Consider the following 22,068-nt stretch of genomic DNA (forward strand, 5'->3'; position numbering starts at 1 on the left):
CAGCTTCTTATGTTAAAAATTTGAAATTATGAAATGAAGCCTATCTTTTTCAAGCAGAAATCAAAATCCTTTAACAGTCTAAAATTTAGACTATTAAGAACTAAAATTTTAAAACCGATTATCACCATCTAATAAATCACCCAATCCACCAAGAATACTACCTTCACCTTTAGATTTTCCACCTCTAGGTACTGATGCTAAAACTCTGCCGGCTAATCGACTAAATGGTAAGGATTGAATATACACTTTTCCTGGCCCTTGAAGTTTTGCAAAAAATAAACCTTCACCTCCAAAAATTGAATTCTTAATACCACCAATAAATTCGATATCATAATCAACGCCTTGAGTAAAACCAATAATACATCCTGTATCTACGCGTAGCGTTTCTCCTGCTGCTAAAGTCTTAACAGCCGTTGTTCCTCCTGCATGCACAAATGCCATACCATCACCTTCTAACTTCTGCATAATAAAGCCTTCTCCTCCAAAAAGGCCTCGTCCTAATTTTTTAGAAAACTCAATACCAACACTCACTCCCTTTGCAGCACATAAAAAGGCATCTTTCTGGCATATAAACTTTCCACCATACTCTAATAAGTCAATCGGAATTATTTTTCCAGGATATGGAGATGCAAAAGACACATTACGTTTTCCTGTAAGGTCATTGTAAAAAGCCGTCATAAATAAACTTTCACCTGTAAGAATACGTTTTCCAGCCCCAAGGATTTTACCTAAAATTCCTGTATCTTTTTGTGAGCCATCGCCAAAAATAGTGTCCATCTTAATACCATCATCCATCATCATAAAACTTCCCGATTCCGCAATAACAGCTTCTTGTGGATCTAATTCTATTTCTACATATTGCATTTCTTCACCGTAAATACGGTAATCTATCTCGTGAGCATTTCTGTCGTTATAATTTGGTAATTTTTCCATAGTTGATGTATTTAATGTTTTTGACGCTGAAACAAGTTCTGCATAAATTGATTCAACTATATGTTGAAATAGTTACAATTTTGTTACATATTTTTTTTAAAACAAATAGTATAAATTCATTTCTCATAATTTTATGACAATTTTCCATTTTTAAACTCTTGACTCTCAACTCTTAATTCTTAACTTTCAAAGTCCATTCAAAATTGAAGGAAGACACTTCTACACCATCCTTATTTATACCGTTTGCGTTTAACCAAACTGTTTGACCCTCTCCTGTTTCAATAGCTTTAATTATAGCGTTGTCTATTTTATGCCCTTCATTACATACAAACGTAATTCTGCCTGTAGCCTTCTTTGTGAATGAAGCATTATTAGAAGCTACTAACATAGATATTTTTTTACCGTTTTCTTTAATCTTTTTCATGACTAATGCCCCAGTTGTTAACTCGGCTGCCATGCCTTGTACAGCCCAAAACATAGATTTAAAAGGATTTTGATTTACCCAACGATGCTTCACCGTTACAACACAAGAGTTTTCATTTAGTTCTTTTGTTCTAACACCTGTAAAATAGGCTGCAGGTAGCTTAAACATTAGATATTTATTAAGTTTAGATGGTGTTATATTCATATGTATCAACAATAATTTGTACTAAAATAATCGAAAATACTCAACTGAACTAATGTTAAAAAAATGTTAATTTACAGTACTATGCGTAACACAATACCTTTTTAAAGACATATATTTGTATAAGCAACTATTATATACTTTTTAAAATGATAAATAATCATCACAGAAATTTAGCGACATTTATACATTTGTCAACGTTTTTAAGATTTATAATACCCTTTGGAAATTTTATTGGTCCTATAGTATTATGGGCTGCTAATAAAAGCAAATCCGAATTTATAGATCAGCATGGAAAACAGGCTATTAATTTTCAAATTAGCGTTTTACTCTATGCCATTATTATAGGTACGTTAAGCGTACCGTTTTTTATATTTAAGATATTCCGAGGGATGGATATTTTAGACTTTAACGGTTTTAATAATTTTCATATTAACATCGGAGAGCCTTCTCCTTTCCTTTATATAGGTGGCGGTTTAGGAGTCTTAGCAATTGTTGCTTTTATAATTGAATTAGCCCTTATTGTTAAAGCTAGTTTATCAGCACGAGATGGCAACACGTTTAAATATCCAATAACTATCAACTTTTTAAAGTAAGTAACAAGTAATCATCAATAATCAAATCAATCAAAAAATGAACAGTTTAATCGAATTTAAGAATTACATCCTATGACACGAGCGCAGACAAAATTACCGTATAACAAATTAAGTTTCTTGCGCGAACTGCATGTGACTTTAATAAAAAACAGAAAACACACATGAAGATAGAAAACACAAAAGCACAAATGCGAAAAGGTGTATTGGAATATTGCATTCTATCCGTTTTAAAAGACGAAGATGCTTATGTTGCAGAGATTCTAAGCACACTAAAAGACGCAAAAATGCTCGTTGTAGAAGGTACTATATATCCCCTCTTAACACGGCTAAAAAATGCAGGATTACTCAATTACCGATGGGAAGAATCTACATCGGGACCACCAAGAAAATATTATGGACTTACAGAGACAGGGCAACTGTTTCTAACAGAATTAAATACTACTTGGAACGAATTACAAAATGCAGTTAACCTAGTAACCACTACAAAAACATCAAAGAAATGAATAAAACAGTCAATATAAATTTAGCCGGTATATTCTTCCATATAGACGAAGATGCTTACCTCAAATTATCACGCTATCTTGAGGCTATAAAACGTTCATTTACAGATTCTCAAGGTCGCTCAGAAATCATTTCAGATATTGAAGCTAGAATTGCAGAATTATTTGCAGAGCGTATTCAAAACGAAAAACAAGTTGTTGGCGTAAAGTTAGTTGACGAGGTGATTACCATTATGGGGCAACCTGAAGACTACTTAGTCGATGACGAAATTTTTGAAGATGAACCAAAACAGCACTACAAGCAAAAATCTGGTGCAACGCGACGTTTGTTTAGAGATACAGACAACTCGTACGTTGGTGGTGTTTCTGCTGGTTTAGGTCATTATTTTGGAATTGACGCATTATGGATTCGTTTGTTATGGGTTATTTTAATGTTTGGTGCTGGTACAGGATTTTTACTTTATATTTTACTTTGGGCTTTAATACCTGAAGCCAAAACTACTGCTGAAAAACTCACCATGACAGGTGACGCCGTAAACATTAGTAATATCGAAAAAAAAATTAAAGACGGTATTGATACCGTATCCGAAAATTTTAAAAATGTAGACTTAAAAAAACACGGAGACAAACTAAAAGAAGGGTTTGATCATGTTTCAGATAACATATCCGAAACTGTAAAAAATGTCGATTTTCAGAAGCAAGGCAGTAAGTTAAAATCGAGTTCGCAATCTTTTTTTGAAACGATCGGTTCTATCATTATGTTTTTCTTAAAAGTAATTGCGAAATTCATCGGTATAATTTTAATAATCGTAGGTATAAGTGCCTTAATCGGACTCATAATTGCTTTTTTTACCGTTGGGGTTACCAATGCCGTTCATTTTCCTGGTATGGATTTTATTGATGCTTCAAATGCAGCCAATATTCCAATGTGGTTAATGTCAATGTTATTGTTCTTTGTGGTCGGAATTCCTTTTTTCTTTATCTTTTATTTAGGATTAAAAATTCTTATAAACAACCTTAAATCTATTGGTAACATTGCGAAATTTACACTTTTAGGGCTTTGGATAATGGCTATAATTGGCTTAGTCATCACTGGTGTAAAACAAGCTACAGAGCACGCTTATGATGCGACCATTGTAAAAGTAGAAAAGCAAATAAACATCACCTCAAAAGACACGTTGAAATTAAGAATGTTGAGTCATGATATTTATAATCAAAATTTTATTAGAAATTATAAAAATTACAAGATCAGCCCAATAAATAACGGTGAGAGAATAATATCTAGTACTGATGTTAGATTAATAATAAAACAAACTTCAGATTCCTTAGCAAGCATTAAAATTCACTCACTGGCTAGTGGTAGCAATTACGATTTAGCTAGAGAACGCGCGCAAAACATAAACTATAAGTATGAATTGAATAAAAACGAACTAAAAATGGATTCTTATTTTACCACAGAAGGATCTAATAAATTTAGCGAGCAGCAAGTAGAGATTTATATCTATTTACCTGAAGGTACAGTATTTCAAACAGACAATTATGTATCGCGCTTTTCAAAATATTATAATGCACCAGATAATTTACTAACACGCGAAATGGATAATCACTATTATAAAGTTGATATGAATGCCATTGGATGTTTAGACTGTATTGAAGAAATCAAAGAACAAGATATTGAAAATGTCTTTGAAGAGGCCGTTGAAGATATCTATGAGCAAGAAATAGGAACGCTTAAAAACACAGATAAGAAATCTGAAGTTAACATTAAAATTAATCATGAAGACGGAGTGAGTATTGAAGTTAATGACAACTGAACCGAATCATTCTACAGCTCATCATTTTAAAACATGTAACCAAGCTTAATCAGCTTAAATTTATATCATAACAATTCATCAATCAAAAAACCAACAGAAATCATGACTACACTAACCCGAATTATTATCATTAGTATTATTAGTTTATTAATGCTCTCTTGCAACTTCTCTATGAATTTTGGGGAAGGTGTTGACGGCAATGGAGAGGTTGTTACTATGGATCGTGATATTTCACCAGACTTTAATGAAATTAAAGTTAGCCAAGGTATAGACCTATACATTACCCAATCTGATGCAATTGGACTTAGTGTTGAAGCCGATGAAAATCTTCAAGATTTAATTATGACAGATGTAGAGAATAGTATCTTACATATATACGCTACGGAAAACATAAGAAGAGCAAGTTCTAAAAAAGTACTATTAAGTATTGAAACCATCTCAGCACTTAAAGCTACAAGCGGAAGCGATGTATATTCTACTAATACGATATCGGTTCCTGGTTTAGAAATTAACACTACCAGTGGAGCGGATATAACCTTAGATGTGATTACAGAAACCTTAAAATGTAAATCTACAAGCGGTAGCGATATTAAGGTAAGCGGAACTACGAAATTCTTAATAGCAGAGGCCACCAGCGGTAGCGACATTGATGCGTCTAACCTTTTAGCCGATACATCTGATGTAAAAGCGACAAGCGGAGCTGACATTTCTGTAAACACTTCAAAAGAGCTGACAGCAAATGCAACTAGTGGTGGAGATATAAGATATTCTGGAAATCCTAAAAAAGTAAATAAATCTGATACTTCTGCGGGTAGTGTAAAACAGCAATAAACACATTATACAGCAATGAGCACCTATTTAGTTTAGCTACTAAGAACCTATTAATCAAATACATAAAAACCATCTTAAACTTTAAATAGAGTTTGGGATGGTTTTTGCTTATCTTAGTTTATTAACTTTTAATTGGTCAATATTAAACAGAAATCCTTAATATTGACAATCGAAACTTCACACAGTCGCCTGTTATTATAAATAGTGACTTATTTTAGAAGTTTTGTGTCTCTTAAAAGACAGTAAATAATAGAACATGAAAAAAATAATACTTACTCTAATTTTAATCATTGCTGCCTTACCTGTACTACATGCACAGTCTGACGATAAAATTAAAGGAGATAGAAATGTGACTATAAAACAGACGTTTATTGATAATTTTCATTCAATTATAGTTGATGGTGATTTTTCAATTGAAATCGTTTACAATAGTAAGCCCTCAGTAAACATTGAAGCTGATGACAATTTACATGATGTTATTCAGTTTAATGTTGTTGATGGTGTCTTAACGTTTACTGAGACCGTTCGTATTTCGTCAAAAAAGAAATTAAATATTACCGTAAATTATGGTGATGGCCTCAGTACCATAGAAACGAGAGGTGATGGAGAAATTAGATCTTTAACGTCTATGGAACTTGGTGATGTTACTTTAACAACTTCCGATAATTCTAGAGCATACCTAAACATTAACTCTAAAACATTTAACTATAAAAGCTCAGGAAAGTCTAAAGCACGCTTAAATCTTACTGCAGATACTTCTAAGATTGAATTAAGCGATAATAGCAAATTGGATGCTTTAATTAATAGTAAAACTGCAGGTTTTATTTTATACCAACGTGCAGATGCTGTTATTGAAGGAAGAGCGAATAATTCTATATTTCAACTTGATAGTTCTACTAATTTTGATGGAGCAAAATTTGATGTCAAAAGTGTTGATGTTACATTAGAAGATAGTAGTGATTTAACTATTTCTGCAACTGAAAATATTACTATCGCTGCTTCTGGTGATAGCGAAATTTATCTTTTTGGTAGTCCTGTAATTACTATTACTAAGTTTGAAGACACAGCTAAGTTGCAAAAGAAACAACGCTAAAAACACTAAGACTCTTTAATTTTAAGAGAAAATTGAATCTCAATTTCGGGTGAAACTTTAACCATACCTAACATTTTGGTAGGTGCAGTTAATTTAAAGTCATTAATGTCTAATGGCATTACTCCACTGACCTGTAAACCCTCACTATTTGCTATAGTAATAGGAACTGTATAGGCCCTCATAATATTACTAATCGTTATTTCTATAGTCGCTGTAATGAACCCAGACTCTTTTTTAGCTTTAGAAATTTCTTTTAGCTTGAGAATTATTTCTGGATGCTCTTCGGTATTCAATAGTTTATTGAAATCTTTATTTATAGCCTTACCACCACAATTAAATTCTAAATTAGGAAGTGTTAATTTCGTGTCCTTAAACTCTATCCTTTTGTCATAATCTATATAACTAATTCTTATTGCTTCAGAAATTGTAGTCATATCAAATTGACACTCAAACGTACTCACATTAGTTTTACCTTTAATTCTTAAAAAACTATCAGAAGATAAAACCACAGTTGATTCTTTAGTTTCAAGTGCTTCGACGTCAAAAAAAGCAGATAGCACAGATCCCAAGAAAAATAAACTGATAAATAATCCTGTCTTAACCATAATTAAAAAAAATAAAAAGTAAGACCTCCATCCGGAAAGATGAAGGTCTTAAAAACTAATACTTAAAAGCTTATAACTGCCTCTAACATAAGCCCATCAAACTGACCATCTTCAAGAAGATCTCCGGTTGGATAATCCTCATATTTTTGTACTACATATTCGGCTTTCAATAATACATTTTGGGTTAAAAACCAACCTGCGCCTAGTTGAAATCTATTAACACTAACATCATCACCACTTGCTAACTCAGCACTTACTGTGTTGTAACGTGCACCTAAATATACGTTTTCTGCTTGCCCAAATCTGTATATAACCTCACCAGCATATTGATCTGCGTTTCTTCTATCGGCTTCACTTAAAGCTTTTCCTGAAGCTAACTCAACAGTTCCAAAAAATTCTAATCCACCATACTTAACAAATGGGTTAATCATTACTGCAGTAATTTGATTTTTAAAACCAGGATCAAAACGACCAGATCTAAAGTTATCGCTAGTTGCTGTAGCATCTTGCATAATATTATAATATCTAGAACCAGCTCTATCTGCAGAATATAAATATACATTTGGAGCATACCCTGTATTGTATAACGATCCTGTTAATCTGAATCTAAAATCATCATTGATTTGCTTATCGAAGCCTAATTTTGCTAAGAATGCAGCTCCTCCAGTTGAACCATCAGATACGGTAGTGCTTTGGTTTAATTTACCATTAGTAAATCCGACCATACCAAAAAATCCATTATCGGCTGTATAATATACCTCTGCACCAACCTCTGTAGTAAACGAATCCATAATTAAATTCCCTACAAATGGATTGTAAATTGCCTGCGCATTATCACTTCTTCTAAAATGTGCATCTCCGTAGTTATTTTCCATATGACCAATTTTAATAGTCGTATGCTTCATAAGCTCTTCCATAAATCCTTTAGAGATAAAATCTAATTTATCTATTTTAAAATACCCCCCTTTTACATAAGGTTCGTGGTGGTGTCTAGATGACAAATACGTTCTTAAATGCATGCTTACACCATCGTAAAGCGCCACATCTAAATCTAAATTAGCAGTCGCTAGGTTAAAGTTACTACCAACTTCTGATAACGGTGTAATGCCTGAGTTCTCATTATCTAAGGCTTGGTACTGCAGAGCAAATGACCCTCCTATCCTAACATGAAGTTCTTCAAAAGCCGTGACAGTGTCTTTTTTTGCTTCAAAAACATTAACACCTCTTTGATCTGGTTGTCTGTAATTATCAAAATCTCTTGGATTTTTTGTCTGTGCAGATATAGAATATCCCATTGTCATAACAATGACAAGTGCTACGAGTTTTAATATTGATTTCATAATTTATAAATTTAAGGTTGAATTGATTTTATGTTTTATTTATTTCTGTTCGAATACGGATTTGAATTCAATTGTAATGTCATTACCTGTTTTAATAGTTCCTAATAAAGCTTTAGGTGGATCAATACCAAAATCTGTCATTTTAAATGATTTTTCACCATTAAGTAAAAGCCTATTTCCTTCTAATTTTACAGTCATATCAATTGTAATTGATTTCGTAACACCAGACACAGTCATTTTCCCTAAAGCAGAAACTTTGAAAGATTGATCAGATAACTTAGTAACTTTCTTTAATGACGTAAGACTAAAGTCCATTGTTTTATGATCATTTGTATTTAAAGCTTTATAAGTGTTTTTATCCATTGATGACTTACCACTTTTAAGACTTTCTGCTTCAACAGAAAAATTAAGACTACTAATCTCTAGTTCTTCTGAGTTAGCAATAACAACTTTACCTGATTGCTTTTCCGTTTCTAATGTCCAATCATGTAAAGAAGACGTTCCATGCACTTCTAACACGGAAGAAGAATTAATTAAAGTATAATTTTGAGAAAAAACAGTCTGAAAAGAAAATAGACTACTTAAGAAAACTGTTAGAAAAAATACCGGGAGTTTAAAAGAATGTTTCATAATTGAGTTTTAATGTTTCGACAAAGATTGCCATTAAAAGCCTTTTAAATTATGACAAAAGTCATATACCCAATTTTCCTAAAAAAAATGCACAAAAAAAAGCCGAAGTGTTAAACTTCGGCTCCCCATATATGTAAGAATTAATTTAGTTATAAGTAGAAGTCGCAACCTCAAAATCAGAATCTTTAGCTGCTAAATAACGTTCTGCGTCTAATGCCGCCATGCATCCAGTACCTGCTGCTGTAATCGCTTGCCTGTAAACATGATCTGCGGCATCACCACTTACAAACACACCTTCGATATTAGTTTTGCTTGTTCCTGGCTTTGCATTAATAATATAACCTGTTTCATCTAAATCTAAATAATCTTTAAAAATATCCGTATTAGGTTTATGACCTATAGCTACGAAGAAACCAGTAGCTTCAATATCTTGCTTTACATTAGTTTGGTTATTAATAACACGAACACCTGTAACCACTTGCCCATCACCTAAAACCTCATCGGTTTCAGTATTGTAAAGTATATCTATATTCTCTGTTTTTTGTACACGTTCTGCCATGATTTTAGAAGCTCTAAATTCATCGCGTCTTACCAGCATAGTTACTTTTTTACAAAGTTTAGATAAATAATGTGCTTCTTCACAGGCAGAATCGCCTGCTCCAACAATCACAACTTCCTGATTTCTATAAAAGAATCCATCACAAACGGCACATGCTGAAACGCCACCACCTAATTTTAAATATTTTTGTTCAGAGGGTAAGTTTAAATATTTAGCAGAAGCTCCTGTTGAAATAATTATAGTATCTGCATGAATCTCTTTTTCTTCATTCACCCAAACTTTATGGATGTCACCAGAAAAATCAACTTTAGTAATCCAACCATGCCTTACATCTGTTCCAAAACGTTCAGCTTGTTTTTGTAACTCAATCATCATTCCTGGCCCAGTTATGCCTTCAGGATAACCCGGAAAATTCTCAACATCATTGGTTGTCGTTAACTGCCCCCCAGGCTGCTCCCCTTGATATAAAACAGGAAACATATTTGCTCTAGACGCATATATTGCAGCTGTGTATCCTGCAGGTCCAGATCCTATAATTAAACACTTTACTTTTTCAATTGTATCAGACATATCTTGTATTTTATTATATAAAACAAAAGTAGGTTTTTTGTGCAAATCCTTACAATGAAGTTATTAACAGTACTTATACCATTATAAATTTTATGAATCTAAAGGGATTCAACATATAATTTCGTAATTCAAAGGTGTTTAAAAGTAAAATGTCACGATTTATATGGTGAAAATTCTAATATTAAGTTTATTCGTCGTGTTTATATCTTACAGATCGAAATTAAATTAAACCCCTATTGAAAATATTGTTAGAGAAGAATTTCTAGAAGAACACAATAAAATCTTAATGACGTGTAGAACTTAGTTAGGTATTACAACAATTGGCATAATGTAATGTTAGATTGTTTTATTTAACCAACAGTGTCCCTAGATAAGTAAAACGTATCCTGATAGTTTTAGACTAAAAGTGTTGAGAATTCGTTTAAAAAAAAATTAAAATTAAAGAAGTGGGTAACACTATCTATCCTGAAAATTAGAGACGTGTAGCGTGCTATAATAAATGGCCTTGAGAAATTGTATTTCTCAAGGCCATTAAACATTTATATATTATTCTTTTACTTTTTTATAACTCCTTTTAATAATGACAGTACAAAAAGTACTATAAAAATAAAGAAGATAATTTTAGCAATTCCTGCTGCTGCTCCTGCTATTCCTCCGAATCCAAGGATTGCTGCTATGATTGCTATTATAACGAATGTGATTGTCCAACGTAACATAATTTTTTGGTTTTTAGTTATTAGGTTAGAACCTCTAACCCTCATTACAAAGATGGCTTATATTTAGAAGAGTCTTTTGCTCATATACTATTGATATTAACCGTTTTGATCATTCAAATTAGGCACAAGAAAAAGCGAGTTCTCTAAGGGAGAACTCGCTTTAACACTAGGTAACCAACCTATACTAAACTAAAAAAAGTATTTAAACTTAAGTTACTATTAATATACTACGAAGATAAACCTTATTATGTATCAGCTTTAACTCATAAACTTCAGTTATTAACGCAATAAAATAGGTTTGAAAATTTAGATTTATGTAACACTTTCTAACTTTCTAAATTTTGAATGTCTTTATCAAACTAGAGCGTTCCTTTCTTGAAATACTTCGCGGTAGCACTTTAAAGACATTATCAATTTAACTTATACTAAGCAGGGGTAAATCATTATAATGTGCCGGATCTAAAACTGATTCAAATATAATATCGTTTTTATAAAACTCTTTTGAAATGGTATGCGCTTTTAAGTCGGCGACTTTAATGTTTTCAATATTATCAGTGGACCTAGCTAAATCTATATTTAACCACTCTTTATAGTTATTAGCACTCATACAAATAGGAAAATCTTGACCTAAATTGTGTACGTGTTTTAATCCGTTTCCTGCGGTGGTAGTTACTAAACTAACCGTCATAAAACCATCTGCCAACCTAGAATAAACGCCAGCTAAAGTAAAGGGCTGGCGATTTTTGGCATAAACGTAAAAAGGGTATACTTCCCCATTGTATAAATAAGACGCAAAAAAACCAGAAACTATAACAACGCAACGTTTGTTAACAAGGCTGCTTTTCATCCAATCTAGTTCGTTGATTTTATCAATTGATATATTTAATGTATTTGTTAAATTCTGAAAATTATCCCAACCATCATTATAATTATCGGGCAACATTCCCCATATGGCATACTCAATAACATTTGAATTATTCATACGCATTATAGGAAGTGATTGCTCAGATAAACCATTAATTATTGGTTTAGAATTGTAAAGCAAAGGATATCTAAATTGTGCATTAAAAACAGATTCAATATCTTTTAAATTAGCGGTGCTTGATAGTTTATAAAACATAAGCGTTTTTATTTGCAAGTAAGGCATAATAACGGATCATCATTATCCTAAACACTTAAAAAACTATCTCATACAAACAAGATGACAATAAATAACACTCCCAATCAATTTTGGATTAAATGAAAACTAAAAAAGCGTATTCTATAATTTAGAATACGCTCTTCCTTCAATGTTTAAAAATTCTGAATAAATTTCTATCTCAAATTCTCTAGAGACTTTACTTTAGATAAATCAGTTTCAATTTGGTTTTTCTGAGATAAAAGAATTGATTTTGTGCTACTAGGCAAACTTGCTTCTTGCAATACCTCATCGTATTCATTAACAGACGCTTTTTCGCCTCTAATGGCCTCTTCTAGCATGGATTCTTCATTATCGGCTGAAAACATAGCTTTAACGTCCATCCAAGTCCTATGTGCTGATCCTGTAAGACTCCCTCCCTTATCTACTTCTTGACCAAAAGCTCTAATCTCTGACTTAAGATCGTGTCCAAAAGTTTTTCTCTCTATTGCTTTTCTATTAAAATACGTTTTTAATCCTGTATGTTTTGTGTTTTCGGCAGCTTTTTTATAACCTTTTTCTGCGTCGTAATTTTTCTCTAATAAACCATTAAGTTTATTTCCTACTTCTTCTGTGTATGTTGCCATTTTTTTTTAATTTTTAATTTTAAGGTAATTTTCCCTAGATGCTTACCTTTTTACATCGTTAGCGTTTCACTGCTAATTGATAATCAAATGTACCTATCTTTTTAAGGGTTGATTAATTCAATTACTTAAGAGATTAACCCAATTAATTACCTCCGAAAATCTTAACACATTTTAAGAAAAACAAGATAAATAAAATATTAAATCTCTCACTACCAACAATACTCAAACAAAAAAAAGCTATCCTTTAAATTTAAAAGATAGCTTTTTAGTCTTAGTAAGATTAAATTACCTATGCTCATCCATATAAGCATTATATTTTGTAGCTAATGCCGTTTTTTCTTTATCGTTAAACACTTTTCCAGACAATTGAAAAAACGAATGCTCCTCATCTTCTAAGTGGTGCTCTACTTTATGTTTTAAATCTTTTGCTACTTTTAGCCATGCCGAAGAATCCATTTCTGTTTTTTCTAACTGCTCAATTAGTTCATCAATTTCATGATGCTCTGCAATACCGTGCCTGGCATGTTCTTGCATCATGTCTGTTGGAATTAAAGGCTTATAAAAATGCCGCTCCTCTGCATTGGCATGAAGCGTTAACTCTTTGCGCAACTCCTTAAATAAATCTTGGCGCGTTTTAGTGTCTCCAGAAGTATCCACTAGCTTATCCAATAAATTACGCTGAATATCGTGATCTTTCCTTATAGCTTCATATATGTTCATTGGGTTGGGTTTTTAGTTGATTTATAATGATTTAACAAAAATAATCATAGAATTAAGCTGTAGTTTGCTCAAATAATTAAAAGGTTAACTTATTCACACACCTGCAGGATTAAAATGGAATGATTTAATCTTTTTGTAAAAACATTGCCCAAATTCAATAATTAATCATCTATTTTTACAGCTAACACAATCCGTTACAACTTTCTAATTGTGATTAAAAAGGTAATTAGTTAACCAAGTACTAGCGAAGCTTCCCTATGATAGAAATTATAATAAATCCAACTAGCACAAGAGACATTCTTACTGAAATTAACGAACACCTCGATGGGCAAATTGAAGAACATTGGGGAGAATATACCATGACTATAGATAATGCAAATGCTAAAGGCAAGATCATCTATATTCCTTTTGATTGGGGCGTTAATCTCTTAGATTTTGATATTAAATTTCACAAAGAATTTATACTAAAAATTGACGGCGAAGCATTTAATCCTATTCGTTTTATGTACAATCTTCAAGGGTATTTTTCTCACCGATTTGGAGTTCAAAATACAGAATATAAAACAGAGCAATTTCAATCTATAATTATTGCTAATAAGTCTGAAGGTGTCAATTATATTCACTTCCCAAAAAACGAAAAGTTACAAATCAACACTATTCAAATTGCACGAAAAGAGTTTTTAAAGAAACGCACCACAAATGTCTCTTCTCTTAATAAGAAGTTGTATGAAGTTTTTGTAGATACGGATCACGACAATAGGTTTTCGCATTTTGGAGAATTAAATTTAAGAATGTCAGATGATGTTAAGTCCATTCATAAGATTAAATCTAATGGTATGCTTCGAATTCTAAAAATTGAAGCTAAAGTTTACGAAATTCTTTCTTTACACATTCAGCAGCACGATAGACAAACTAAAGGTAAAAAGCTACCTACAACGGTATCAAAAAAGGAATTAAAGACTATTAAAAGGATTAGCGATCTTATACAAAAAGAGCCTGCAAAGCAATACTCTTTAGACCAATTGTCTATAGATTACGGCTTATCTCAGGCTAAGCTTCAAGATGGATTTAAATTTTTGTATAAGCGTACGGTTACAGAGTTTATTCGCCATATACGCCTAGAGCAATCTCGAAACCTAATGAAAACTACCGATTTAAATATTTCTCAAATCGTATATTCTATAGGCTTCACAAGTAGAAGTTATTTCTCTAAAATATTTAAAGAAAAATTCGGCATTTCGCCTAATGAATTCAAAAAGCAAATTGCCGTTAAAGTTTAAATTTTACAATTTTGATTTTAAAGTTATTTCTTAACGAACCAATTTCTAATCATAGCAATAAAACTATACTTACCCGTTAATTTTAATGCTGTACTTATCCAGTTCAAAGGTTGTAAATCTTCCTTAAACTCAGACTTAATTAGTTTCAGTTCTTCCCAAGCAATATCGCGCTCAAGTTTATGACGTTTTAAATCGTTGTCTATATCTTCAAATGTAGTGTATGTCTTCATATTAATTAAAAAATTTATTTCCTACTTTCTTTATAATGTACGCATTAAATTTAGATCTAAGTAAATAGATGAGAATCGAAATAACTACGTATATTAAACCAACTAATAAGAATCCTAGCGCATAACTATTAAGGGCGTTACCTAATTCTAAAGCACCTGCAATAGATAAGAAAATCAAGCCTGCAAACAAAAGACTGCCAACAGCAAAAACCTTTGTCACCAAACTAAGTGAAAGGGTTAACTGCTGAAAAACCTTCAATTTAAAATATTGGTGAGACGCTCTTATATAGCGCTCACCAATATGGGAAGCTTTTTCTGTGGTGTGATTTATATCATTAAATACACTCATGGATTATGCTTTTTTCTGTAAAGTTTTATTCTTTTCTTTTAAGTCTTTCAATTTAGCTTCTAAGGTGGTAATCACATCTTCTGCTTTATAGCTCGCATTAGAAACGATATATTCTACTTGCTCATCGAGATTTTCTTTCTGTGTTGAAATAGTATGACCTAAAGAATCTCTTAATTCAGTTGCTTTTTCGGCCATTAAATCTCTTTTTGTTGCCGCTTCATCTGCAATTCTTTGTCTTGTTACACTTCCCTTATCAGGTGCGAACAAAATCCCTAAAACTGCTCCTACTGCTGTTCCTGCTAATATTCCTAAAACTGTATTTCCGTTATTACTCATGATGTTATATTTTATAATTAATTTTAAATTTCAGCACGTTGCTGTGTTACAAAGATATACGTATTGCAAGCTACAATTTGACTCTTTAGAAAGTAATATTAGCTGAAATGCTATTTATTATTAGAGGTAAACATTTTAGTGATAGAATTAACGCATTTAACTTAACCTATTTAAATTTGAAACACTTATATACACAATTTATGAAATCTATAAAAACATATAATCCATTTAATGGTGAACATCTTAAGACCTATAAACAAGATTCAGAACCGTTAATAAAAGAGAAGCTGGAATTGGCAGAGCGTACTTTCAAAACTTGGAAAGAAATTGAAATTGAAGAGCGTATTGAGTTACTTCAAAATTTAGCCGACGAGGTATTTAAAAATAAGGAGAAATTGAGTCAACTTATGACTGAAGAAATGGGAAAACCAATTCTTGAAAGCGAAGCTGAAATTGATAAGTGTATATACCTCATCGACTTCTACTCTAAAAATGCAGAACAATTTTTACAGGATGCCATTATTAAAACTGATGCACATGAGAGCTTCATAAGCTACGATCCATTAGGTTGTGTTTTAGCTATTATGCCTTGGAACTATCCTTTTTGGCAAGTTTTTAGATTTGCGATACCAACATTAACCGCAGGAAACGTAGGACTTTTAAAACACGCCTCTAATGTGACGGGTTGTGCTATTGCCATTGAAAAACTTTTCCTCGATGCTAAATTCCCAAAAGGATGTTTTCAAACACTTATAACAGATCATGAAACCATTGAAAATCTCATGGAAAACGATATTGTTAAAGCGGTGTCTTTAACCGGAAGTGAAAAAGCAGGACGAAAAATTGCAGAACTTGCTGGTAAAAATTTAAAACCATCGCTATTAGAATTAGGTGGAAATAATGCTTGTATCATCTTAAAAGATGCTGATTTAGATCAACACATGGACTCCATCGTAAAGGCGAGAATGCAAAACTCAGGCCAGAGTTGTATTGCTGCTAAACGTTTTATAGTTGAAGAGGCTATTTATGATGATTTTATTGAAAAATTTACTTCAAAAGTAAAAGCCTTAAACTATGGTGATCCGTTAGAAAAAAAGACAACCATATCGTGTTTAGCACGTGAAGATTTAGCTGAAACTTTGGAAAAACAAGTTCAAAAGTCTATTGATTTAGGCGCTAAAATTATCGAAGGTCACAAAAGAAACGGAGCTTATTATCCCCCTACAATTTTAACAGAAGTTACAACCGAGATGCCTGTTTTTAATGAAGAAACATTTGGTCCTGTTGCAGCTATCATTAAAGTAAAAACTGAAGATGAAGCCTACGAGGCAGCAGCAAATTCTAAATTTGGGTTAGGAACTATGGTATTCACTTCAAACTATGAGGCTGCATCAAAACGGGTTTCAAATATTGAAGATGGTGGCTTTTTTATCAATTCTATGGTGAAATCAGATCCTAGACTTCCTTTTGGTGGCACCAAAATTTCGGGTTATGGTCGCGAATTATCCAAAGAAGGCATATTGTCCTTCGTAAACATTAAGACAACTTATATTAACAAGTAAAATAAAGAAATTATGAAATTTGTAAAAGAAGAAGAAGAAAAAAGAAGAGATTATGTTTTTCAAAAAGATGCTAAAACTAAATTTGGGGCCTGGTTTATAATTATTGTATTAATAATTTTAGTCGCAGCTGTAGCAATCTCAGGAATCCATTTCAAGTGGTTTTAATTACCTGTAATTAAATTTATGCTATAGGTGCAACAATTTTATTGTTTAGCGATCTTTTGATGCAACGACGCTTATAACCAGTATCTGTATAGCATGGAATAACATTAGTGGTAAAAGAATTACGCCAATAGTCGCCATATTACCAAAGAGAATCTTAGAAAAAACGGTACCATGTACCAATGATTTTTTAGTCCCACAGAATTGCGCTGTAATTTTATCCTCTCGATTAAGTCCAAGCTTTTTAGCCATAAAGCCTGTCAACACAAAAGCAATGAGAAATAGAGCCATAACGCCTATTAGAAGTAAGATCAAATCGGAAAGTGAAACAGCACTAAACATTTTGTTATAAAAAGAGGCTGCAAAGCTTTTATAAATAATTAATAGAATAATAGACTTGTCAAATAAGGTTAATTTACTACTGTGTTTACGTGCAAAATCCCCCCAATAACGCTGTAAAAAGAGTCCTAATAATACAGGCATAATAATTTGAATTATAAGTTTTAGGTAAATGTCCGTAAAATCAAAATTAGTTTGTGTGCTGTCTATAAACAATCCCATCCAAATTGGTGTCACAGCAATACCAATAATTCCTGAAATACTAGCATTAAAGATTGCTGCTGGTACATTTCCTTTCGCCATTGACACCATTACAACAGACGATGATACCGTAGATGGTAATGCTGCCAAAAAAAAGAAAGCTAACCAAATCGTTTCTTGTTCTTCATTTTGAATAAATGGATGTAATAATAACACCAACAACGGAAACATTAAAAACGTAGAACCTTGGACTAAAAGGTGTAATTTCCAGTTTTTAAGTCCTGATTTTATCTGAGTTGGATGTAATTTAAGTCCATAGAAAAAGAATATAAGCGAAATGCCTATAGCACTAATCGTGTCTATAGGAACTATACTGTTTTCTATTCCCCATTGTGGGAAAAAGTAAGCTAATATTATAATTCCTATAATAAATAGAACAAATTTATCAATCTTCATATACATTTTTTAATCACATCAATTCTTGCCGCTAAATTAAATACTCTTTTTAATTATTACTCTAAAAATAATGTCAAAAAATTGAATTCGATTCTTTAAAACGCTTATATCCTTTTTCAAATATTGTAAACCGATTGATCTCCAATTGAAATGTCATAAACAGACAGCAGTATTTTTTACTAAATATCCTTATAAACTAGCATTTCAAACCTTAATTTATTAGGAAATTTTAAAATAATTAATGACCTTTACGTCGTGAAAACAGCGACACTATTTTTAGCATTATTTATGCTTTTAAAACCGACTATTCCATTCGTGGAGTATGCTGCTTTTTATGACTACATTAAAGATGAGCTGTGTGTTAATAAAGACACTCCAGAAATGGGCTGCAATGGTAAGTGCTATTTAAAAAAGGAATTAGCTAAGGCTTCCGATTCTGAAAAAAGTAGTGACAAAAACCAATCTTCTGGCACAGAACATCAAGTTGTTTTCTTCCAAGATATTTTTATTAGTAATTTAGATGCCATCGTAAAAGAAGACAATTCTGAAATAGATGCTTCATATCATAAAATTTATAAATTCAATTTTATGAATTTTATATTCCATCCCCCGCTCACTTAGTTTTAAAATAGAAACACCGCAACGTATAGAATTACTAGTTAGCGTAATATTTACTATTATGTTATGCACTAGCACTTGTAGATTTTTAATTATAGCTTATTAAAAAGTCTAACACTTTTGCTATACATTCTATTCTAAATGCATAAGGTTTCTTAAATGTAGCTTTCAGTAACAATGGCAATTGCTGCCCTTCTACACTACTCGTTTGGTACTAATGCTATTAATTTCCAAATAGCCTCTAAGTATTAAAATAGATAGAGCTACACTTTTTATTTTTATTTTAATAAAACACTAATAAGTGATGAAAAAAAGCATTTTTTTCGTGACTGCAATACTTATTGCGGTTACTTCGTGTACCCTAGATAAAACCGATTACGAATCTGAAATAAGTACTATAGTTACAGAGCATTTTGAATATAGCGAAGTTGTATCCTTCAATAAAAATGATTATCAGATTAGTATTGAAGCCTTAAACGGAACCTTCTATAAAGGTTTTAACGACTTTCGTTTAAAAATCATTAACACTCAGACTAACGAAAGTTTAAATACTTCGGAAGTGACATTCTTACCCGTTATCACTAATTATAATGGCAATAATTCTTCATGCCCACATCGTTACAATTTAGATTATAATTCCACAGAGGAATATTATTCTGGCTATGCTGTTTTTACAAGCTATAGTACAGATTCAGAAAACTGGAAATTGCACCTCTCCTTTACCGACAATGACCAAATCTATACTATCGCTGAGGAGATTATTGTAGAAGAACAAATTAATATGAATTTAAACATGACCACCTTTACAGGAAGTGATGGTGAGCAATATTTCATCGCGTTAATAGCACCACAGAAACCCAGAATTGCAGAAAACGAATTGGTAGCCGGTATTTATAGATATGATCAACCGAGTGACGAAGCTGGCACATTTCCTGATCCATCACAGTTTTCCTATTCTGAAGTATCCGATTACACCTTATTATTAGATCCAAGAATGCCAGAACCTTCCATGGGAAATCATTCTTCTCCAAATAATGAAGATTTATTACAAGACGATGATGGCTTATATCATGGTATAGTTAATTACACAATGACAGGAAACTGGACCTTAAATTTTAGAATGCAAAATCAATATGGAGAAATCCTAAAAGGAACAGAAGTTTCAACAGAATTTACCCCAGGTATTGAAGGGACACGGAGCGATCTACATATCGATATATTATTTTAATGATGAGACTTTTAGCTTTTATATTATTACTTTTTGTTGGGTTGTTTACCAACGCGCAAAACACAGAAAGAGAAAAAGAAAAAGACAGTGTTATAGCACTTAGTGAAGTAAAACTGATTTCTGTTGTTAAAAAGAAGATTGAAACCGAAATGAAAATGGCCGTTTCTGTGGATGAGTTTTTAGCTTCTTCAGAAAATATCAGTTTTATTAAGCGCGGTGCGTATGCTTGGGAACCTCTACTAAACAACATGAGTTCTGAACGCTCCACAATAACTATCGATGGCATGCATGTGTTTGGAGCTTGTACCGATAAAATGGATCCAATAACTTCTTATGTTGAGAGTAACAACTTGTCTGCGATTGATATAAAATCTGGACAAGAGGGCAACATGCATGGTGCAACCGTAGCCGGAAGTATTGATTTGAAACGAAAAAGCACACCTTTTGGTTTATCAAAAAAATGGAATGGTGCCTATCAAACAGGTTATGAATTTAATAACAAGCACTTTTTTAACCTTGCAAACGCTTCTTACTCTAGTGATAAGTTTGTTGCCGATGGGAGTTTAGCATACCGAAATGCTGAAAATTATAGTGACGGAAATAATGATGAAGTCAACCATTCACAATTTACTAAATTCAATGCGTCATTAGGATTAGCATATAAAACAAGTGCGTTATCTTCTGTAAAGTTAGAAGCCATCTATGATGAAGCCAAAGATGTTGGCTACCCTGCATTGCCAATGGATTTATGGTTATCACGTGCCTTAATTACCTCTGCAACGTACAAACAAGTTTTTGAGAACGGGTTATTTAAAGCCTTAGACACCAAGATTTATTTTAATGCTATTGAGCATTATATGGATGATACCACACGTCCTGAAAATTTAGTTCATATGGATATGCCTGGCTGGAGTACCACGTATGGTCTACTCTCTAAAGCTAACATTAAAAAGAATCGTTTTAGTTCAGAAATTCAACTAAATGCTTATAATAATTTATCTACAGCTGAAATGCGTATGTACCCACAAGACCGAAGTGAGCGTACCATGTTTGCTTACAGCTGGCCCGGTGTTACAACGACTTTTGCCGGACTCTCTATAAATAACGCTTGGGAAATTTCAGACAAAAGCCAACTGAACTTTGGGGGATCTCTAGGCATCAATTATAACCATTCTAAATATGTGGAATTCAACTGGATATTTCACCCAGGCACACCACAAGAAAAAACAAGAATATTACCTAGTTTGCACGCAGGCTATCAATTAGACATCAATAATTTTAATTTTTCTGTAGGAGGTGGCTATGGACATAGGGCACCATCGGTTTCCGAAGGTTATGGGTACTATATTTATAATAGTTTTGACCGCTACGATTATATTGGAAATCCTGATCTTGATAATGAAATATCATACGAAGGCAACGCCAGTGCTGGTTATAAAGATGATAAATTTACTATTCAAGCCAATGTGAATTATTTCTACATTGAGAATTATATTATTGGCCGAATTTTAAGTTTAGGTAGTCCAATGAATTATCAATCGATTGGCGTTAAAGGGTACACCTCTCTAGATTATTCTACCCTATTTAATTTCTCATTGAATGGCAGTTACTCCATTTTAGACAACTTACATTGGAACGGCACCTTAACTTACGCACGCGGAAAAGATGAGAATGAAAATAACCTACCTTTTATTAGACCTCTAAGTTATCAGACATCGCTTCATTATCAGTATCATAAATTAAGTTTTCAAACGTCTATAAATGGTGATTTAGAACAAATTCATTACAGTCCAGAGTATGGGGAGGATCAAACCCCGTCTTATACCATTTGGAATTTATCTGCCGACTACACGTTTCGCCTTAAAAATCATAAAACCGTTGTACAAGTTGGTGCCGAAAACGTATTAAACGAATACTACAGTACGTATGCAGATTGGGGAAACATTCCGAGAATGGGTCGTAATATTTTCACTTCTTTAAAATTCAATTTCTAAAAGGATGCACAGAATTT

Annotated in this window: 25 protein-coding genes; 11 read left to right on the forward strand and 14 right to left on the reverse strand. The window is 32.4% G+C overall.

All coding sequences use genetic code 11. The annotated features are described in order from the left end of the window. Positions 1 to 108: 108 nt before the first annotated feature. Both HM986_RS16870 and HM986_RS16875 read right to left on the reverse strand, forming a co-directional pair. Complete coding sequence (locus tag HM986_RS16870) at positions 109 to 933, reverse strand: TIGR00266 family protein (RefSeq protein ID WP_179336222.1); 825 nt, start codon at positions 931 to 933, stop codon at positions 109 to 111. A gap of 172 nt (positions 934 to 1,105) precedes the next feature. Next, the gene (locus HM986_RS16875) at positions 1,106 to 1,561 is read right to left on the reverse strand and encodes a DUF4442 domain-containing protein (RefSeq protein ID WP_179336223.1); all 456 of its coding nucleotides are present in this window, start codon (positions 1,559 to 1,561) and stop codon (positions 1,106 to 1,108) included. 146 nt (positions 1,562 to 1,707) lie between these two features. Here HM986_RS16875 and HM986_RS16880 point away from each other — a divergent pair, with 146 nt between their 5' ends. The 5 genes from HM986_RS16880 (at position 1,708) to HM986_RS16900 (ending at position 6,392) form a co-directional block, all read left to right on the forward strand. Next, positions 1,708 to 2,154: a DUF4870 domain-containing protein gene (locus tag HM986_RS16880; protein ID WP_179336224.1), complete on the forward strand. Its 447-nt coding sequence runs from the start codon at positions 1,708 to 1,710 to the stop codon at positions 2,152 to 2,154. Positions 2,155 to 2,315: 161 nt separating this feature from the next. Next, the gene (locus tag HM986_RS16885) at positions 2,316 to 2,657 is read left to right on the forward strand and encodes a PadR family transcriptional regulator (protein WP_179336225.1); all 342 of its coding nucleotides are present in this window, start codon (positions 2,316 to 2,318) and stop codon (positions 2,655 to 2,657) included. Continuing rightward, on the forward strand, positions 2,654 to 4,468 hold the full coding sequence (locus tag HM986_RS16890; protein WP_179336226.1) for a PspC domain-containing protein: 1,815 nt from the start codon (positions 2,654 to 2,656) through the stop codon (positions 4,466 to 4,468). Before HM986_RS16885 ends, HM986_RS16890 begins: the two co-directional genes overlap by 4 nt. 102 nt (positions 4,469 to 4,570) lie before the next feature. Then, positions 4,571 to 5,299, forward strand: a complete 729-nt coding sequence (locus HM986_RS16895; protein WP_179336227.1) for a head GIN domain-containing protein — start codon at positions 4,571 to 4,573, stop codon at positions 5,297 to 5,299. A gap of 256 nt (positions 5,300 to 5,555) precedes the next feature. Continuing rightward, complete coding sequence (locus HM986_RS16900) at positions 5,556 to 6,392, forward strand: GIN domain-containing protein (protein WP_218841462.1); 837 nt, start codon at positions 5,556 to 5,558, stop codon at positions 6,390 to 6,392. A gap of 5 nt (positions 6,393 to 6,397) precedes the next feature. Here HM986_RS16900 and HM986_RS16905 read toward each other — a convergent pair whose 3' ends face one another. From HM986_RS16905 to HM986_RS16940, 8 genes are all read right to left on the reverse strand, one after another. Continuing rightward, complete coding sequence (locus HM986_RS16905) at positions 6,398 to 6,997, reverse strand: YceI family protein (RefSeq protein WP_179336228.1); 600 nt, start codon at positions 6,995 to 6,997, stop codon at positions 6,398 to 6,400. 62 nt (positions 6,998 to 7,059) lie between these two features. Then, positions 7,060 to 8,337, reverse strand: a complete 1,278-nt coding sequence (locus tag HM986_RS16910) for a hypothetical protein (protein WP_179336229.1) — start codon at positions 8,335 to 8,337, stop codon at positions 7,060 to 7,062. A 39-nt stretch (positions 8,338 to 8,376) separates the two neighbouring features. Beyond that, complete coding sequence (locus tag HM986_RS16915) at positions 8,377 to 8,967, reverse strand: YceI family protein (RefSeq protein ID WP_179336230.1); 591 nt, start codon at positions 8,965 to 8,967, stop codon at positions 8,377 to 8,379. A gap of 145 nt (positions 8,968 to 9,112) precedes the next feature. Further along, the gene (gene trxB / locus HM986_RS16920; RefSeq protein ID WP_179336231.1) at positions 9,113 to 10,096 is read right to left on the reverse strand and encodes a thioredoxin-disulfide reductase; all 984 of its coding nucleotides are present in this window, start codon (positions 10,094 to 10,096) and stop codon (positions 9,113 to 9,115) included. 554 nt (positions 10,097 to 10,650) lie between these two features. Beyond that, positions 10,651 to 10,812, reverse strand: a complete 162-nt coding sequence (locus tag HM986_RS16925; RefSeq protein WP_047547597.1) for a DUF1328 family protein — start codon at positions 10,810 to 10,812, stop codon at positions 10,651 to 10,653. A 415-nt stretch (positions 10,813 to 11,227) separates the two neighbouring features. Continuing rightward, positions 11,228 to 11,932, reverse strand: coding sequence for an SOS response-associated peptidase family protein (locus HM986_RS16930; protein ID WP_179336232.1), 705 nt, complete (start codon positions 11,930 to 11,932; stop codon positions 11,228 to 11,230). A 194-nt stretch (positions 11,933 to 12,126) separates the two neighbouring features. After that, a complete protein-coding gene (locus HM986_RS16935) occupies positions 12,127 to 12,576 on the reverse strand; it encodes a ferritin-like domain-containing protein (RefSeq protein ID WP_179336233.1) in 450 nt (149 codons plus the stop codon). 285 nt (positions 12,577 to 12,861) lie between these two features. Further along, positions 12,862 to 13,296: a hemerythrin domain-containing protein gene (locus HM986_RS16940; protein WP_179336234.1), complete on the reverse strand. Its 435-nt coding sequence runs from the start codon at positions 13,294 to 13,296 to the stop codon at positions 12,862 to 12,864. A gap of 257 nt (positions 13,297 to 13,553) precedes the next feature. On the opposite strand from HM986_RS16940, the gene HM986_RS16945 reads away from it, so the two are divergent. Next, entirely contained in the window at positions 13,554 to 14,576 is a 1,023-nt protein-coding gene (locus tag HM986_RS16945) for a helix-turn-helix domain-containing protein (protein ID WP_179336235.1), read from the forward strand. A gap of 23 nt (positions 14,577 to 14,599) precedes the next feature. Here HM986_RS16945 and HM986_RS16950 read toward each other — a convergent pair whose 3' ends face one another. From HM986_RS16950 to HM986_RS16960, 3 genes are read right to left on the reverse strand one after another with little or no spacing between them, the layout of a single operon-like run. After that, positions 14,600 to 14,806, reverse strand: a complete 207-nt coding sequence (locus HM986_RS16950) for a DUF6327 family protein (protein WP_179336236.1) — start codon at positions 14,804 to 14,806, stop codon at positions 14,600 to 14,602. Between the two features lies 1 nt (position 14,807). Further along, on the reverse strand, positions 14,808 to 15,155 hold the full coding sequence (locus tag HM986_RS16955) for a hypothetical protein (protein ID WP_179336237.1): 348 nt from the start codon (positions 15,153 to 15,155) through the stop codon (positions 14,808 to 14,810). A gap of 3 nt (positions 15,156 to 15,158) precedes the next feature. Then, positions 15,159 to 15,491 carry a YtxH domain-containing protein gene (locus tag HM986_RS16960; RefSeq protein WP_179336238.1) on the reverse strand — a complete coding sequence of 111 codons (333 nt, stop codon included), beginning with the start codon at positions 15,489 to 15,491 and terminating at the stop codon, positions 15,159 to 15,161. Between the two features lie 176 nt (positions 15,492 to 15,667). Here HM986_RS16960 and HM986_RS16965 point away from each other — a divergent pair, with 176 nt between their 5' ends. Beyond that, on the forward strand, positions 15,668 to 17,053 hold the full coding sequence (locus tag HM986_RS16965) for an NAD-dependent succinate-semialdehyde dehydrogenase (RefSeq protein ID WP_317167407.1): 1,386 nt from the start codon (positions 15,668 to 15,670) through the stop codon (positions 17,051 to 17,053). 12 nt (positions 17,054 to 17,065) lie between these two features. Then, the gene (locus HM986_RS16970; RefSeq protein ID WP_179336240.1) at positions 17,066 to 17,218 is read left to right on the forward strand and encodes a hypothetical protein; all 153 of its coding nucleotides are present in this window, start codon (positions 17,066 to 17,068) and stop codon (positions 17,216 to 17,218) included. Between the two features lie 45 nt (positions 17,219 to 17,263). On the opposite strand, the gene HM986_RS16975 is transcribed toward HM986_RS16970, so the two are convergent. Next, on the reverse strand, positions 17,264 to 18,217 hold the full coding sequence (locus HM986_RS16975; RefSeq protein ID WP_179336241.1) for a bile acid:sodium symporter family protein: 954 nt from the start codon (positions 18,215 to 18,217) through the stop codon (positions 17,264 to 17,266). 249 nt (positions 18,218 to 18,466) lie between these two features. Here HM986_RS16975 and HM986_RS16980 point away from each other — a divergent pair, with 249 nt between their 5' ends. The 3 genes from HM986_RS16980 (at position 18,467) to HM986_RS16990 (ending at position 22,051) form a co-directional block, all read left to right on the forward strand. Beyond that, the gene (locus tag HM986_RS16980) at positions 18,467 to 18,832 is read left to right on the forward strand and encodes a hypothetical protein (protein WP_179336242.1); all 366 of its coding nucleotides are present in this window, start codon (positions 18,467 to 18,469) and stop codon (positions 18,830 to 18,832) included. Between the two features lie 301 nt (positions 18,833 to 19,133). Then, positions 19,134 to 20,057, forward strand: coding sequence for a hypothetical protein (locus HM986_RS16985; protein WP_179336243.1), 924 nt, complete (start codon positions 19,134 to 19,136; stop codon positions 20,055 to 20,057). 2 nt (positions 20,058 to 20,059) lie between these two features. Next, entirely contained in the window at positions 20,060 to 22,051 is a 1,992-nt protein-coding gene (locus tag HM986_RS16990; RefSeq protein ID WP_179336284.1) for a TonB-dependent receptor plug domain-containing protein, read from the forward strand. Positions 22,052 to 22,068: the final 17 nt, after the last annotated feature.

The sequence above is a fragment of the Winogradskyella costae genome (assembly GCF_013403865.1).
Classification (GTDB): Bacteria; Bacteroidota; Bacteroidia; order Flavobacteriales; family Flavobacteriaceae; genus Winogradskyella; species Winogradskyella costae.

Coding starts and splice junctions, on each gene's coding strand:
- HM986_RS16870 (WP_179336222.1), bottom strand. CDS start 933: ATGGAAAAATTACCAAATTATAACGACAGAAATGCTCACGAGATAGAT.
- HM986_RS16875 (WP_179336223.1), bottom strand. CDS start 1,561: ATGAATATAACACCATCTAAACTTAATAAATATCTAATGTTTAAGCTA.
- HM986_RS16880 (WP_179336224.1), top strand. CDS start 1,708: ATGATAAATAATCATCACAGAAATTTAGCGACATTTATACATTTGTCA.
- HM986_RS16885 (WP_179336225.1), top strand. CDS start 2,316: ATGAAGATAGAAAACACAAAAGCACAAATGCGAAAAGGTGTATTGGAA.
- HM986_RS16890 (WP_179336226.1), top strand. CDS start 2,654: ATGAATAAAACAGTCAATATAAATTTAGCCGGTATATTCTTCCATATA.
- HM986_RS16895 (WP_179336227.1), top strand. CDS start 4,571: ATGACTACACTAACCCGAATTATTATCATTAGTATTATTAGTTTATTA.
- HM986_RS16900 (WP_218841462.1), top strand. CDS start 5,556: ATGAAAAAAATAATACTTACTCTAATTTTAATCATTGCTGCCTTACCT.
- HM986_RS16905 (WP_179336228.1), bottom strand. CDS start 6,997: ATGGTTAAGACAGGATTATTTATCAGTTTATTTTTCTTGGGATCTGTG.
- HM986_RS16910 (WP_179336229.1), bottom strand. CDS start 8,337: ATGAAATCAATATTAAAACTCGTAGCACTTGTCATTGTTATGACAATG.
- HM986_RS16915 (WP_179336230.1), bottom strand. CDS start 8,967: ATGAAACATTCTTTTAAACTCCCGGTATTTTTTCTAACAGTTTTCTTA.
- trxB (WP_179336231.1), bottom strand. CDS start 10,096: ATGTCTGATACAATTGAAAAAGTAAAGTGTTTAATTATAGGATCTGGA.
- HM986_RS16925 (WP_047547597.1), bottom strand. CDS start 10,812: ATGTTACGTTGGACAATCACATTCGTTATAATAGCAATCATAGCAGCA.
- HM986_RS16930 (WP_179336232.1), bottom strand. CDS start 11,932: ATGTTTTATAAACTATCAAGCACCGCTAATTTAAAAGATATTGAATCT.
- HM986_RS16935 (WP_179336233.1), bottom strand. CDS start 12,576: ATGGCAACATACACAGAAGAAGTAGGAAATAAACTTAATGGTTTATTA.
- HM986_RS16940 (WP_179336234.1), bottom strand. CDS start 13,296: ATGAACATATATGAAGCTATAAGGAAAGATCACGATATTCAGCGTAAT.
- HM986_RS16945 (WP_179336235.1), top strand. CDS start 13,554: ATGATAGAAATTATAATAAATCCAACTAGCACAAGAGACATTCTTACT.
- HM986_RS16950 (WP_179336236.1), bottom strand. CDS start 14,806: ATGAAGACATACACTACATTTGAAGATATAGACAACGATTTAAAACGT.
- HM986_RS16955 (WP_179336237.1), bottom strand. CDS start 15,155: ATGAGTGTATTTAATGATATAAATCACACCACAGAAAAAGCTTCCCAT.
- HM986_RS16960 (WP_179336238.1), bottom strand. CDS start 15,491: ATGAGTAATAACGGAAATACAGTTTTAGGAATATTAGCAGGAACAGCA.
- HM986_RS16970 (WP_179336240.1), top strand. CDS start 17,066: ATGAAATTTGTAAAAGAAGAAGAAGAAAAAAGAAGAGATTATGTTTTT.
- HM986_RS16975 (WP_179336241.1), bottom strand. CDS start 18,217: ATGTATATGAAGATTGATAAATTTGTTCTATTTATTATAGGAATTATA.
- HM986_RS16985 (WP_179336243.1), top strand. CDS start 19,134: ATGAAAAAAAGCATTTTTTTCGTGACTGCAATACTTATTGCGGTTACT.
- HM986_RS16990 (WP_179336284.1), top strand. CDS start 20,060: ATGAGACTTTTAGCTTTTATATTATTACTTTTTGTTGGGTTGTTTACC.